Source organism: Nonomuraea sp. CA-141351, assembly GCF_050944675.1.
GTDB lineage: Bacteria > Actinomycetota > Actinomycetes > Streptosporangiales > Streptosporangiaceae > Nonomuraea.
The window spans coordinates 4,750,233-4,762,965 of record NZ_CP191982.1; the positions used below are offsets into that span (position 1 = coordinate 4,750,233).

A 12,733-nucleotide genomic window follows, 5' to 3' on the forward strand; every position below is an offset into this window, starting at 1 on the left:
TGCATGCCCTCGAACCCAGAGTCCCGTCTTCCGCGCCGCCTCGCCGTCGTGGCGGCCATGATCTCGGGAGTCCTCGCGTTCGGGGGATCGACCCCGGCCGCCTTCGCGCAGGACGACGGCGTCTGCGCGCCTGAGACGGCGCTCTGCCAGGAGATCCGCGGAGTGCCCGGCGACTACCGCTACTGGTTCGTGATCCGGCCCGCGCCGACGACGGCCGTCTTCTCCTTCACCGTCAACGGCGTCCCCACCCCCGGCTCCCTGGACACGAGCGTCACCGGCACGGCGCTCGAAGGGAACTTCTACCCGGCTGTGCTGCTGGTCAGCGGGGACGAGGTGTGCATGCACCACACCGGCGCCACCCGGGAGTACTGCGCCACCACTCCCTAGGAGTTCTTTACTGTCTTGTACAAAATCCGCTAGCCTCCTCCCATGGGCAGGCCACGTGAGTTCAGCGATGAGGCAGTCGTCGACGCCGCGATGGAGGTGTTCTGGGAGAAGGGCTACGAAGCGACCAGCACCCAGGACCTGTGCGCCCACACCGGCCTCGGCCGCGGCAGCCTCTACAACGCCTTCGGCAGCAAGCACCGCCTGTACGAGGAAGCGATCCGCCGCTACGCCGCGACGAGGGCCGACGCGCAGCTGGCGATGCTGGCCGAGCCGGGGTCGGTGCGCGAGCGGCTCAGGGGCCTCATGATCGGCGTGATCGACGCCGACATGGCCGACCCCGGCCGGCGCGGCTGCCTGGCGCTCAACGCCGCCACCGAGGCCGGCGGGCGCACCCAGGCCGTCGCGGGGCTGGTGCGGCGCCAGTTCGCCGACCTGGAGCAGGCGCTGTGCCGGCTGGTGGAGCTCGGCCAGAGCACGGGCGAGCTGTCGCGGGACCGGCCGCCGCTCCAGGTGGCGCGCGCGTTCCAGAGCGCGTACTACGGGCTGCGCGTGCTCGCCAAGGTCACCGACGACAGGAATGCCCTCCTTGACGTCGTCGAGGGGGCTGTCGCCGCTCTGTAGAGACCCGGCCGCGGTCCGTCGAGCCGCGGCCCTTTTTTTCGCCCTCATTTTGTACTGATCTGTAAAGAAGGAGAAGGCCGATGAGACCCACCGTGCCGTCCCTGATGCTGTGCGTCTTCGGGATCACGACCGGCGAGTTCGTCATCGCCGGGATCCTCCCGGACATCGCCACCGACCTGGCCGTCTCGATCCCGGCCGCCGGGCTGCTGGTGACGGCGTACGCCATCGGGATGATCGTCGGCGGTCCCGTGCTGACGGCGCTCACCGCCCGCTTTCCGCGCAAGCCGCTCATCCTGGTCATGCTCGCGATCACCATCGCCGGCAACCTCGCCTCCGCGCTCGCGCCCGCGTACGGCGTGCTCTTCGCGGCCCGGATCGTCACATCGCTGGTGACGTCCACGTTCTTCGCGAACGCCATCGTCATCGCGGTGTCCACCGCAGCCCCGGGCAGGCAGGCGTCCACCGTCTCCAAGCTGGTCTTCGGGATGAACCTGTCGATGATCCTGGGCGCGCCCATCGGCACGTTCATCGGCAACGACCACGGCTGGCGGGCCACGTTCCTGGCCGTCGCGGCGTGCTGCGCGGCCGGGTTCCTGCTGGTCTGGCGGGTGGTGCCGGACGTGCGCGACGCGGTGGGCGGGACGTCGGCCGTTGCGGAGCTGCGTGTGTTCCGCGCCCGCGACGTGCAGCTCGCCATCGCGGTCACGGCCGTGGGCAACGCGGGGCTGCTCATGGTGTTCACCTTCTTCGCGCCCCTCGTCACGAACGTCACGGGCTTCCCGGCCGCGGCGGTGGCCGTCCTCCTGCTCGTGTACGGGGTCGGCGCGGCCGTCGGCAACTTCGCCGGCGGCTGGCTGTCGGACCGGGCGCCGATGCGGTCGCAGCTCGGGCTGCTGGGTGTGCTCGCCGCGGCGCTCGTGCTCACGTGGGTGGTCAGCGGCAGCATGGTGACCACCGCGGTCATGGTGTTCGTGCTCGGCGCGGTGGGTTTCTCGGTCATCCCCGGCATGCAGGCGCGCGTCCTGTCCACCGCCTCGGCGGCGCCGACCCTGGCCATGGCGGTGAACGCCTCCGCGTACCAGCTCGCCGCGGCCTTCGCCGCCTGGCTCGGCGGGCGCGTCATCGACGGCGGGTTCGGGCTGCGCTCCCTCTACGTCGTGGCGGCCGTCGTCACGCTCGTGGGCATCGCCGTGAGCTCGTACGCCTGGCGCCGCGCCCGCGTCCCGGCCTGACGGCAGCGCCGGGCCGTCTCCGCCTCGACAAGCCGGTCATGCTCGGCGGAGGTCCGGTTACGCAGCACGGCGTGATCCGGTGGCGGCGTTCACGACACCCGGCTCCGGTGCCTGCCCGGCGATGCGTTGCCGCCGCCGAAGCGCGTGAGCGCCTCCTGATGCTGGTAGTCGTCCAGGGCCGCGTACTGCTCACGCCGGCGCACCGCGTCGAGTCCGAGCTGGGCGCCGCGTTCGCGCCCCTCGGACCGATGCATCACTGAAAGCATTCAACTGATCACTCTGAGTAAGATAAGGTGACGGGGTGGCCTACGAACCCCCCGCCGGCCCGCTCACCCCGGGCGGCTTCGACACTCGGCGCGACGTCGCTGCCGGCCTGCCACTGTTCCTCGTCGAGCAGTGGCGCGCCTCCGGCCGCACCGACGGTGAGGCGCGCCGCCTGCTGAGCCGCCACGAGACGCGCGGATACTCCGTGGTGTCCGACTCGGCGGGGCTCACCCGGCTCAGCCAGCGGCTCGGCCTGCTGGAGGTGCTGGCGCTCATCGACCGGCCGAAGCGGATCCTGCACGCGTGCGCCAGGGCCGCCGGCGGGCGCGCGGTGGGGGTGTGGGCGGCCGACAACGCGCAACTGTTCCATCCGGAGGCGGTGGAGGCGTCCACGCTGCTGTCCGCCCTGCTGACGGCGCAGGACGAGATCCGGCGCCACTGCGAGGTCCGCATCGGGATCGGCGCGCACCTCGGCTCCTACTACGAGCTGTCGGGCGGGCTGTACGGGGCGGAGGCCGACGCGGTCGAGGAGTTCGCCGAGAACGACACCGAGGGTGGGGAGATCGCGGTGACGCAGGCCGTGGTGGACCGGCTGCCTCACGGGCATCCCTTCGCGCTGCGGCGCAAGGACGGCGTCGGCGGCCTGGTCGGGCCCGTCCACCAAGTGCTCGACGGTCCCCGCCTCGACATTCCCGGGCTGGGCGCGGCGTGGGCGGCCGAGGGGTGGCCGGGCGAGTCGGGGGTCACCGACCAGGAGCATTATCCCATCCCCTACTCCGGCGCCTTCTACGCCGACCTGCTGCTGCTCGACGCCCGCCCCGGCGACGCCGAACTGGCCAGGCGGCTCGCCGCCGAGCACCTGCGCGAGAGCACCGTCGTCCTGGTCGAGCGGAGTGCCGCCCCGACCGACACGCCGGAGGTGGAGCTGCTGAGAGGGTTGTCGCTGTCGGCGGCGATGCGCGACGTGGGCCTGAGCCTCCTGTCCCCCGAGGGAGCCGTCGAGATCAAGGTCGCCGGGCCGCTGGGCATCTACCTGTTCGAGGAGCCCGCCCCGGCCGTGCACTTCGCGCTGGGGATGCGCACGGGGCTCGCCGAGCGGGAGATCGTGGGCCGGATCGGGGTGGCCGCAGGGCCGGTGCTTGCCGGCCGCACCCCCGGTGGCGGCTGGGACGTCGCCGGGGCCCCGGTCAATCTCGCCTCCAAGATGGCCCAGGACCTCGGCACGCCCGGCCGCATCCACCTGAGCGAGGCGGTGCGCGATGCCTTGGGCGACCACGTCGACCTGACGGGCTTCGAGGCGGTGCGGCGTACGGTGTCGGGCGTGGAGATGACGTACTACGTGGGTTGAGGTCTACCTGGTCCAGGCGTGCTCTTCGTGGCCGGGATCGTCACGGCGCCGGTGACGTCCTTCGCGAGCCGCGGCCTTCGCCGCCTGGCCCGGCGGCCGGGTCCTGGCCTGACGGCGTCCGGCCCCCACGCCACCCGGCGCGCCGGGTGTCACGCCTGGTCGCGCGGCCAGGTGAGCTTCGGGCGGGCGGGCTTGCCCGAAGCGCGGGCCGCCACGGCGATACTGATCGTTCGGTCCCCCCGACCACTACGCCATACGGGCCTCCCCACCAGCTCTGCGACTCGTGGCTGGTCACGCTGGTAACACCGGGAAACGCTTCGAAAATGTTTCAAGCATTGCGCGTTGGTGGGCATCACTGAGATGGAGCACGTACGCGGGGAGGGCGCGAATGACCGATTCAGCGATGGTGCGGTTCTACAGGGACAACGGTTACCTGCTGGTCAAAGGGCTGCTCAGCAAGGGGGAGGCGCGGACGTACCGGGAGGAGTGCCACGGGGTGCTCGCACGGTTGCGCCCGGCGGACCCGACCTGGGGGAGCGCGCGGCAGCTCGGCGGGGGCGCGACCGAGCTGCGGCACTGCCACGACGCGCAGTTCTACTCGGCGGCGTTCGCCCGGCTCATGGTGGATCCGCGCTTCACCGGCGTGGCGGCGGCCCTGATGGGCTCGGAGAACGTCCAGCTCCACCACACCAAGATCTTCGTGAAGCCCGCCGAGAAGGGCTCGCCGTTCCCCATGCACCAGGACGCCGCCCACTTCCCGCACACCCGCCACACCGTGGGCGCGGCCATCTTCCACTTCGACGACGCGCCCGAGGAGAAGGGGTGCGTGCGGGTGGTGCCGGGGAGCCACAGCAACGGGCCGCTGCCGCACATCGAGGAGGGCGGGTGGCACCTGCCGCTGCCGGAGTGGCCGCTGGAGTCGGCCGTCCCGGTCGAGGCGGAGGCGGGGGACGTGCTGTTCCTCAGCTATCTCACCGTGCACGGGTCGGGCGTCAACCGGGCGGAGGAGGCCCGTACGACCCTGCTCATCCAGTACCGCGACCCCGAGGACCGGCCCGCCGACGACGTGCACCGCTCCCGGGGGCAGGGGATGATGCTGCGCGGGGTCGATCCGGCGCGCTACGCCTGAGCTGAAGGCTCCTCCCAGAGGATGGAATGCCGGGTGACTCGCCAGGTGCCGCCGGCGGCTGTGGCGCCGCGCAGCCCGTCCAGGGTGCCTGGAGCGGCCAGGGCCACCGTCTCGGGCGTGCCGACGGAGGCGAAGGCGAAGGTTCGCGCCGGGTCCCAGCCGGTGCTGTGACGCAGACGGCGGGCCATCTGCGCCCACCCCAGGGGCGCACCCGCCACCACCCACGCGTCGGGCTCGCCCGCCGCGAACCGCCGCGCGTGCCGGAGCCAGGAGGCCGCGGTCTCCGGCCAATGGACGACGGTCAGCACGTGCCCGCCTCGGGCCTGCCACGTGCTGGCGAGGTGCTCGGCGGCGGCGACCGAGGCGGCGTCGCGGGCGTGGCCGATGGTGATGGTTTCGACGCGGGGCCGCCGCGTGGCGAGCATGGTCACCAGCGCGTCCAGTTCGGCGGTGGTGTGGGCGGCGGGCCGGTGCGGGGTGCGCGCCGGCGCGTGGACCAGCGGTGATCGGGAGGTGCTCAGGCCCATGTCGTCCTCACTTGGTGGTTTCTCCATTGCGCGTACTGCTCGGGGAGGCATACCGCGCACGGCCGGTATCCGGCGGCGACCGCGGTGTCCTCGTCGGCGAAGAAGACGCGGTCGGTGACGTACCCGCCGCGGGCGATGGCTCGGAGGGCCGAGGGGCAGTCCAGGCGCCCGTACAGCCGGCCGCGCCGGTGGCCGCCGAGCGCGCCAGGGAACGGGCTCGGGTACGGCCTGCCGTCCGGTCCGGTCAGCGTGTACATCGGGGAGGTCCTTCCGGCAGGCCGGGCGGTGTTGGAGGGTCTCAGCGGGCGTTGTGGAAGATGACGCCCAGAACGGTGCGGGTCCCGGACTCGACGGCGTTGGTGCCGTGCCGCATGGCATGCCGGCGGTAGCCACTGGTGCTCCGGTACGGCCGGTGGCGGACCGGGAAGATCATTCCTTGGCCGAGTCCCGGCTTGACGACGATGGCCCTGGACTGGGAGCGGGGTCGCTGCTCGACGAACACGTTCTCGCCGCCGGTGAAGTCGACGCCCGGCTGGTTGAGCATGATCGCGATCTGCAGCGGGAAGACGACGTCGCCGTAGATGTCCTGGTGCAGGCAGCTGTAGTCGCCGGCGCCGTACCGCAGGATGAGCGGGGTGGGTCGCCGCTGTCCGGCGGCCGCGCACTCGGCGACCAGGTCGGCGTGGGCGGTGGGGAAGGTCCGCTCGCCGAGCAGGCGCGCCCACTGGTTGGCCATCCACGCCATCGGCGGGTAGAGGGTTTCGCGCAGCGCGCGCACCAGCGGGGGCAGCGGATCGGCGTAGTACTTGTAGGTGCCGCGGCCGAAGTCGTGACGCTGCATCACGACCGTGCTGCGGTAGAGGCCCTGGGCGTCGAAGCCGTCGATGAGAGCCGCGCACTGGGCGGGGGTCAGTAGGGGCGGCGTCAGTGCCACGCCGTCCTCGTTGAGCCGGGCGTACAGGCTCTCCCAGTCCAGATCACGCAGCGCGGGGAGCTCCGCGTGAGGCGCGACGACCGGGACGCCGCCGTCGCCGGGCAGGTCGAAGAGCGTCGTCGCCACCGTCATCGCCTCGGTCCTTTCGTCGCTGGTGTCGCTAGATACAACACCGCGACGGCCGCCGACGTCGGCCGTTTTCGGACATCACACTCGGGCAGTCAGGCCGCCTCGGCCCCCGGACCCATCCCCCGCGCGCAGGGCCGGGCGTAGCGGGGGCCGGGCGTCGTGCCAATGCCAGTGTCAGTGTCAGTGTCAGTGTCAGTGGCCGTGACCGTGGCCGACGAACGCCGTCGCCGGCTTGCCCGGCGGCACCAGCCACAGCGCGACGAGCGCCGCGGCGCCCGCGGCGACGGCGCACAGCGTGAGCCCCGAGACGAACCCCCCGATGCCCGCGACGCCCGCCGCCGAGCCGGGCGCGAGGCTGGAGGCCGCGACCGTGGAGACCACGGCCACTCCGATCGAGCCGCCGAGCTCGTGGAAGGTGTTGATGACGCCGGACGCGACGCCGTTCTCGCCGGGCGGGATGTTGGCCATCGTCGTGGTGGTGGCCGTCACGAACGCCGGACCGATGCCCAGGGCGGCCAGGACGAAGCCCGGCAGCACCGTGGTGTACGCGCTCGCGTCGGGTGAGATGCGTGTCATCAGCGCCGCCCCCGCCGCGGTCACCACGAAGGACGCCACCGCCACCGGCCGCCCGCCGATCCTGCCGACGAGGTGCCCGCCGAGCTGCGCGCCGATCGTGATCGCGACGGCCACGGGCAGGAAGAGCAGCCCCGTCTCCAGCGCGCCGAACCTCAGCACGTGCTGGAGGTAGAGCGAGCTGAGGAAGAACAGGCCCAGCATCAGCCCCGTCGCCATCAGCATGACGAACGTCCCCGAGAGCACCGGCCGCCTGGCGAGCGTCTCGGCGCGCATCAGCGGGGACCGTGCCGACCGCTCGACCAGCACGAACACGGCGTAGAGCAGCACGGCCCCGGCCAGCGGCAGCAAAGTGCCCGCCGCTCCCCATCCGGCGTCGCCCGCGGTCACCAGACCGTAGATCAGCAGCGCCGTCGCGAGCGTGACGACCAGGGCGCCGGGCACGTCGAGCCGCCCGCTCCGCCCGGGCGTGGACGGCACCGTCGCGGGCACCGCGGCGAGCACCGCCAGCCCGATCGGGACATTGACGAAGAACACCCACGTCCATCCCGGTCCCGCGGTCAGCACGCCGCCGAGCAGCACGCCCAGGGCAGCGCCGGTGCCGCCGACGGCCGCCCAGACGCCGAGCGCGCGGCCGCGCCGCTCACCCGTGAAGACGGTGGTGATCACGGCCAGGGCTGAGGGGGAGAGCAGCGCCGCGCCGGCGCCCTGGAGCGCCCGCCCCGCGATGAGCATCGCGCTGCTCCCGGACAGCCCGCACACCAGCGAGGCCGCCGTGAACAGCCCCAGCCCCGTCATGAGCGTGCGGCGGGCGCCCCACGCGTCGGCGAGCCGCCCGCCGAGCACCATGAGCCCGCCGAAACAGAGCGTGTACGTGGTCACCACCCAGGTCAGGGATTCGCGGCCGAGCGCGAGGTCCGTGCCGATGGTCGGCAGCGCCACCTGCACCACCGTGATGTCGACGACCAGCATGAACTGGGCCAGGCACAGCAGCACGAGCAGGCCCCACCCGCCCGTGCGCGCCTTGGCGGGAACCGTGTCAGAACTCACCCGAAGTCTCCTTAACTCGAACAGTGATGTTCAAGTTAACAGCTATGAACCATACATGGGTAGGGTTTATCGGGGATGAGCGTCCGGGACAGGTGGTCCTGGAGAGACTGTGGTCAGGCGGGCTCGGAGAGCAGCGACAGCATCGTCTTGATCAGCACCGGCTCGACCTCCTCGGGCGCCAGCCGCCCGGTCTCGCGCTCCTGCGCGGCGCTGTGGATGATCGAGAAGAACGTCGTGACCAGCCAGGCCAGCGGCAGGTCGGTGCGGAAGTATCCCTCGTGCTGCCCGCGCGCGATGAGCCGCTCGACCCGCTGCAACGGCCGGTCGTGGTGCTCCCTGATCCGCTCCGTGGGCAGCACCCGGTCGGCGGCCAGGAACAGGCGGCGGTGCCGGTCGAGGAGCTCCCAGGACGACCGCAGCAGCCGCGCCATGGCCTCCGGCGCCGGCGCCGTGTCGATCGACTCGTCCGCCAGCACCGCGTCCGCCATGCCGACCGCGTGGTCGAGCACCGCGTCCACCAGCGCCTCCCGCGACGGGAAGTGGCCGTACAGGGTGACCCTGCCCACCCCGGCGGCCTTGGCGATGTCGGCCACGCTGGCCGTGGGGTCGGCGCTGAGCAGCCGGGTCCCCGCCTCGAGGATCGCGGCGATGTTGCGCTCGGCGTCCGCACGCCGCGTGGGTACGGGCTGCCGTGCCGCGGTCTTCGCCATGCGACCAGCCTACGACGGCCCCGCCGCCGACGGGGACCCCGGGGGCTTGCGGGTGACGCGGCGTCAGGGCCTAGCGTCTTGCGATGTGAACGGACGACGCTGGAAGATCGGCGAGCTCGCCACCGCCACGGGCGTGACCGTGCGGACCCTGCGCCACTTCGACCAGATCGGGCTGCTGTGCCCGGTCGAACGGTCGGCCGCCGGCCACCGCGTGTACACCGATGACGACGTGCGCAGGCTCTACCGGATCCTGGCGCTGCGCGAGCTGAGGCTGCCGCTGGGCGAGATCGCGGAATCGCTGGACGGAGGCGACCTCCAGGCGATGATCCGGCGCCAGCTCGAACAGGTCGAACGCCGGCTGGACGCGCAGCGCGCCCTGCGCCGCAGGCTGTCCGGCATCGCCGAGGCGCTGCGCGAGGCCCGGGAGCCGTCGATCGACCAGCTCATCGAGACAATGGAGGCGATGATGCAGGCCAGGCACTTCACACCGGAACAGCTCGCCAGGTTCGAGGACCGGCACCGGGAGCTCGGGCAGGAGGGCCTCGCCGACCGGCTGCGGCAGCTCGCCGCCCTGGCCGCCGAGGCGCTCGCCCATGCCGAGCGCGGCACGGACCCGGCGGAGCCGGCCGTCCAGGAGCTCGCCCGCCGCTGGACGGAGGCCGTGGCCGGGCTGGCGGGCGGCGACAGGAGCGCCATGTCGGCCATCTACCGCAAGATCGACACTGCGGGGCCGGAGACCGCCACGAAGGGCCTGCTCAGCGCGCCCGCATGGGACTACCTCAGACGCGCCTTCGCGGTGGGTTTCGCGACCCGCCCATGAGACTCGGGGAGCTTTGGTTCAGAGCTCCAGCACGTGGTCCAGCAGCGACTGCAACGTGACCGCCCCGACCAGCCGCTCCCCGTCCACCACGCCCACCAGCGGGCTCCGCGTACGCGCCATCAGCGCTGCCAGCTCCAGCACGGTGGCCTTCATGTCGGCCACCGGAAGCTCCCGCGGCTGCTCGGGCAGGCACTCCCGCACCGTCCTGCCCCCGAGCCGCCGCAGGAACAGGTCGGCGTGTGCCTCGTCCACCACCCGGGCCAGCGCTGGGTCGTCCTGGCAGTACGCCGGGACCGCCAGCCGCAGCACCTGGGTGCCGGGCAGGATGCTGAGGGGGCGCCGGTCCTGGTCGACCAGGATGAGCCCCGGCAGGTCCTGCTCGGCCAGCAGCTTGGCCGCCTCGAGCGCCGGGGTGTCCAGGGTGACCGTCGGGAACTCGACGGCGAGATCGCGTGCGCGCATCAATGGCCTCCGCGATCCAGCCTACTTCGCCGCCCTCCCGCCCCCGCATCCCTCCATGGGTGCACCCGCTCGGCCGGCGGCCGCACCGAGTAGTCCGCGGGGAAGACGGCCACCGCGGTGGGCACGGTCCCCCGCTCCCGTGGCCCCCACATGCTGAAGTCGTTGAACCGCTCGTATTACGTGTGCGCCGTCGACCCCGCCGTCTCCGTGAACCAGTAAATGCGTGCAGCGAGGCGGCGATGGTCTGCGGCCGGGTCCCGTGCAGCCGCAGGTACGCCCCGAGCTTCTTCTGCCGGACCCGCCGGAGCTGGTGCCGGTGCTGCGCGAAATCTCCGAGCGGCTCGGAAGGGCCGCCTCGTAGGCTATGGTCCATGCTCCCCATGACCGTGGACGAGGCCATCTCCGCCGAGCAGACCGGTCGGCGCCTCAAGTACCTGTACTTCTGGGGCCATCAGCCCGCCCGCGACGGCGGCGTCGGCCCCGGTTGCCTCAGTCAGTGGTGGCCGGTCGACTTCACCGAGGACGGCCACACGTTCGCCTCGGCCGAGCACTACATGATGGCGCACAAGGCGTGGCTGTTCGAGGACGGGGAGAGCGCGGACAAGGTCCTCGCGGCCCGTCACCCGGGCGAGGCCAAGGCGCTCGGCCGGACGGTGCGGGGCTTCGACGAGGCGACCTGGGAGGCGCACCGCTTCGACATCGTGGTACGCGGGAGCGTCGCCAAGTTCGGGGCGCACGAGGAGCTGGCGGAGTTCCTGCTCGGAACGTCGGGCCGGGTCTTGGTAGAGGCGAGCCCGGTGGACCGGGTGTGGGGCATCGGCCTGGCGGCCTCGGACGAGCGGGCGGCGTCCCCGGCGACGTGGCGGGGCGCCAACCTGCTCGGCTTCGCGTTGATGGCCGCCCGCGACACCCTCCTCGCCCGCCGTCAGGACGGAGGCCCCGCTTAAGGCGGGCTGTCAGGACGGGAACCGCAGGTAGCCGGGCGGGACGTGGCCGACCAGCCACACCCCGTTGGCGCTGACGTGGAACACGTGCCCGTCGGCGTGCATGGCGCCGGCGGCCACCACCAGCACCACCGGGACACCCCGCCGGGCGCCCACGCGGGTCGCGGTCTGGCGGTCGGCCGACAGGTGCACGTGGTGCCGGTTCATCGGGTGCAGGCCCTCGGCCTTGATCGCCCCGGCGACCCGGCCCACGGTGCCGTGATACAGCACCTCGGGCGGCTCGACGGCGGGCAGGTCGAGGTCGACCGGCACCGAGTGCCCCTGGTTCGCCCGGATCCGGCCGTTCTCGATCGTGTAGCGCCGCTTGTCGTTGGACTGGACGACCTCCCACAGCTGCGCGGCCGTGATCCGGAAGCCGTGCGCCGCGGCGGCGCGCAGCAGCTCGTCGACCGGCACCCATCCGTGGGCGTCGAGGGTGAGACCGATGCGCTGCGGGTCGTGCCGCAGATGCCGGGACAGGTATTTGGAAATGCGCACCATGCGCCGTTCATCCATCACGGCCATCATCTCGCCCCCGTCAACCCGGTTTCCGCCGTCACGGGCCGCGGTGGTCCGGCTGGGCAAGGACCAGGACGTCGCCGGCCTCCGTCCGGTAGTAGAGCACCGAGCGGCCCGAACGCCTGCGGCCCACGAGGCGGGCGTCCAGCAGCACCTTCAGGTGGCCGCCGACCGAGCCCAGGCCCTGGCCGGTGAGGGCCACGAGCTGGGTCGTGCTCTTCGGGGAGTCCAGCAGCACCAGGACGCCGGCCCGGGCGTGGCCCATCAGGCGGCCCAGCGCCTCCGGCGGCCCCGCCGGGGTGTCGGCGAGCGTGCCCGAGCACGGGTAGACCACCGCGGAGCGGTGGTCTGAGTCGTCCCATGACGCCCAGGCCTGGCGGGGCGTGACCGGGACGAACATCAGCCGCGTACCCGAGAGGTCCCGCGGCGGGTAGTCGTAGGTGTTGACGCGCAGCCGCCCGTCGCCGAGCCAGCGCATCCCGGGGCGCAGGCCGTCCAGGGCGGCGGCCCAGCCGCCCCGGCTCAGCCGGGCCGTGCGGGCGACGACGTCGGCCTCGAGGACGCGGCGGCGCCGCGGCCAGTAGGGCAGCACCGACTCCCGCCACACCCACTCCATGTGATCGGCGAGTCGTTCGGGCAGGTCGGATCGGTGCAGGGCGGGCGGGAGCGGGCCGCCGAGCGACAGGGTCAGGTCCTCGCGGGCCCGGCCGGGCGGCGTCTCGCGGATGCGCGTCAGCTCCTCCTCGAAGGAGGACTCATCGCCGGTGGGCGTGGGGGTGAGGAAGTCGGCGTTCCATGTACGCCCCAGCGCGGCCCGTACGAGCAGCGCCGTGATCGGGTCGTCCGTCAGCCGCGCCCGGTAGGCCGGCAGGTGGGCGTCGAGCCACGTCCGCTCGCCCGGATGCGCGGCCGTGCCCCGCTCCAGCGTCTTCAGGGCCGCGGTGGCCTCCGCCAGCGGCGAGACGACGAAGCGCCCGCTCGCGAGCGTGTCCGCGCTGATCCGCCAGAAACCCAACGATGTTTCGCCTCCCCGCGAAACATTAGC

Annotated in this window: 16 protein-coding genes; 7 read left to right on the forward strand and 9 right to left on the reverse strand. The window is 72.6% G+C overall.

Features of this window, described 5'->3' with window-relative positions; genetic code table 11:
- Window positions 1-3: 3 nt before the first annotated feature.
- The 3 genes from ACQPWU_RS22435 to ACQPWU_RS22445 all read left to right on the forward strand — a co-directional run bounded on the left by ACQPWU_RS22435 (window position 4) and on the right by ACQPWU_RS22445 (window position 2,240).
- A complete protein-coding gene (locus ACQPWU_RS22435) occupies window positions 4-387 on the forward strand; it encodes a hypothetical protein (protein ID WP_433443070.1) in 384 nt (127 codons plus the stop codon).
- Between the two features lie 42 nt (window positions 388-429).
- Window positions 430-1,008 (forward strand): TetR/AcrR family transcriptional regulator, encoded by a 579-nt coding sequence (locus tag ACQPWU_RS22440; RefSeq protein WP_433443072.1) that lies wholly within the window; start codon window positions 430-432, stop codon window positions 1,006-1,008.
- Window positions 1,009-1,088: 80 nt separating this feature from the next.
- Window positions 1,089-2,240 carry an MFS transporter gene (locus ACQPWU_RS22445; protein ID WP_433443074.1) on the forward strand — a complete coding sequence of 384 codons (1,152 nt, stop codon included), beginning with the start codon at window positions 1,089-1,091 and terminating at the stop codon, window positions 2,238-2,240.
- An 89-nt stretch (window positions 2,241-2,329) separates the two neighbouring features.
- Here the strand turns inward: ACQPWU_RS22445 and ACQPWU_RS22450 are convergent, their stop codons facing one another.
- Window positions 2,330-2,494, reverse strand: a complete 165-nt coding sequence (locus tag ACQPWU_RS22450) for a hypothetical protein (RefSeq protein WP_433443077.1) — start codon at window positions 2,492-2,494, stop codon at window positions 2,330-2,332.
- A 47-nt stretch (window positions 2,495-2,541) separates the two neighbouring features.
- Here ACQPWU_RS22450 and ACQPWU_RS22455 point away from each other — a divergent pair, with 47 nt between their 5' ends.
- Window positions 2,542-3,852: an adenylate/guanylate cyclase domain-containing protein gene (locus ACQPWU_RS22455; RefSeq protein ID WP_433443080.1), complete on the forward strand. Its 1,311-nt coding sequence runs from the start codon at window positions 2,542-2,544 to the stop codon at window positions 3,850-3,852.
- 388 nt (window positions 3,853-4,240) lie between these two features.
- Complete coding sequence (locus ACQPWU_RS22460) at window positions 4,241-4,981, forward strand: phytanoyl-CoA dioxygenase family protein (protein ID WP_433443083.1); 741 nt, start codon at window positions 4,241-4,243, stop codon at window positions 4,979-4,981.
- Here ACQPWU_RS22460 and ACQPWU_RS22465 read toward each other — a convergent pair.
- The 5 genes from ACQPWU_RS22465 to ACQPWU_RS22485 all read right to left on the reverse strand — a co-directional run bounded on the left by ACQPWU_RS22465 (window position 4,972) and on the right by ACQPWU_RS22485 (window position 8,904).
- Window positions 4,972-5,508 (reverse strand): hypothetical protein, encoded by a 537-nt coding sequence (locus ACQPWU_RS22465; RefSeq protein WP_433443086.1) that lies wholly within the window; start codon window positions 5,506-5,508, stop codon window positions 4,972-4,974. The genes ACQPWU_RS22460 and ACQPWU_RS22465 overlap by 10 nt on opposite strands.
- Window positions 5,499-5,765, reverse strand: coding sequence for an Ada metal-binding domain-containing protein (locus ACQPWU_RS22470; RefSeq protein WP_433443088.1), 267 nt, complete (start codon window positions 5,763-5,765; stop codon window positions 5,499-5,501). Before ACQPWU_RS22470 ends, ACQPWU_RS22465 begins: the two co-directional genes overlap by 10 nt.
- Window positions 5,766-5,806: 41 nt before the next feature.
- Complete coding sequence (locus ACQPWU_RS22475) at window positions 5,807-6,574, reverse strand: 2OG-Fe(II) oxygenase (RefSeq protein WP_433443091.1); 768 nt, start codon at window positions 6,572-6,574, stop codon at window positions 5,807-5,809.
- 189 nt (window positions 6,575-6,763) lie between these two features.
- Window positions 6,764-8,194 (reverse strand): MFS transporter, encoded by a 1,431-nt coding sequence (locus ACQPWU_RS22480; RefSeq protein ID WP_433443094.1) that lies wholly within the window; start codon window positions 8,192-8,194, stop codon window positions 6,764-6,766.
- 113 nt (window positions 8,195-8,307) lie between these two features.
- On the reverse strand, window positions 8,308-8,904 hold the full coding sequence (locus ACQPWU_RS22485) for a TetR/AcrR family transcriptional regulator (protein WP_433443097.1): 597 nt from the start codon (window positions 8,902-8,904) through the stop codon (window positions 8,308-8,310).
- A gap of 85 nt (window positions 8,905-8,989) precedes the next feature.
- Here ACQPWU_RS22485 and ACQPWU_RS22490 point away from each other — a divergent pair, with 85 nt between their 5' ends.
- Window positions 8,990-9,724: a MerR family transcriptional regulator gene (locus ACQPWU_RS22490; RefSeq protein ID WP_433443100.1), complete on the forward strand. Its 735-nt coding sequence runs from the start codon at window positions 8,990-8,992 to the stop codon at window positions 9,722-9,724.
- Window positions 9,725-9,742: 18 nt separating this feature from the next.
- Here ACQPWU_RS22490 and ACQPWU_RS22495 read toward each other — a convergent pair whose 3' ends face one another.
- Window positions 9,743-10,186 (reverse strand): CBS domain-containing protein, encoded by a 444-nt coding sequence (locus ACQPWU_RS22495; RefSeq protein WP_433443103.1) that lies wholly within the window; start codon window positions 10,184-10,186, stop codon window positions 9,743-9,745.
- A 371-nt stretch (window positions 10,187-10,557) separates the two neighbouring features.
- Here ACQPWU_RS22495 and ACQPWU_RS22500 point away from each other — a divergent pair, with 371 nt between their 5' ends.
- Window positions 10,558-11,133 carry an NADAR family protein gene (locus tag ACQPWU_RS22500; protein WP_433443106.1) on the forward strand — a complete coding sequence of 192 codons (576 nt, stop codon included), beginning with the start codon at window positions 10,558-10,560 and terminating at the stop codon, window positions 11,131-11,133.
- 9 nt (window positions 11,134-11,142) lie between these two features.
- On the opposite strand, the gene ACQPWU_RS22505 is transcribed toward ACQPWU_RS22500, so the two are convergent.
- Both ACQPWU_RS22505 and ACQPWU_RS22510 read right to left on the reverse strand, forming a co-directional pair.
- Window positions 11,143-11,685 (reverse strand): RNA 2'-phosphotransferase, encoded by a 543-nt coding sequence (locus ACQPWU_RS22505; protein WP_433443107.1) that lies wholly within the window; start codon window positions 11,683-11,685, stop codon window positions 11,143-11,145.
- Between the two features lie 40 nt (window positions 11,686-11,725).
- Window positions 11,726-12,703 (reverse strand): transcriptional regulator, encoded by a 978-nt coding sequence (locus ACQPWU_RS22510; protein ID WP_433443109.1) that lies wholly within the window; start codon window positions 12,701-12,703, stop codon window positions 11,726-11,728.
- Window positions 12,704-12,733 lie beyond the last annotated feature (30 nt).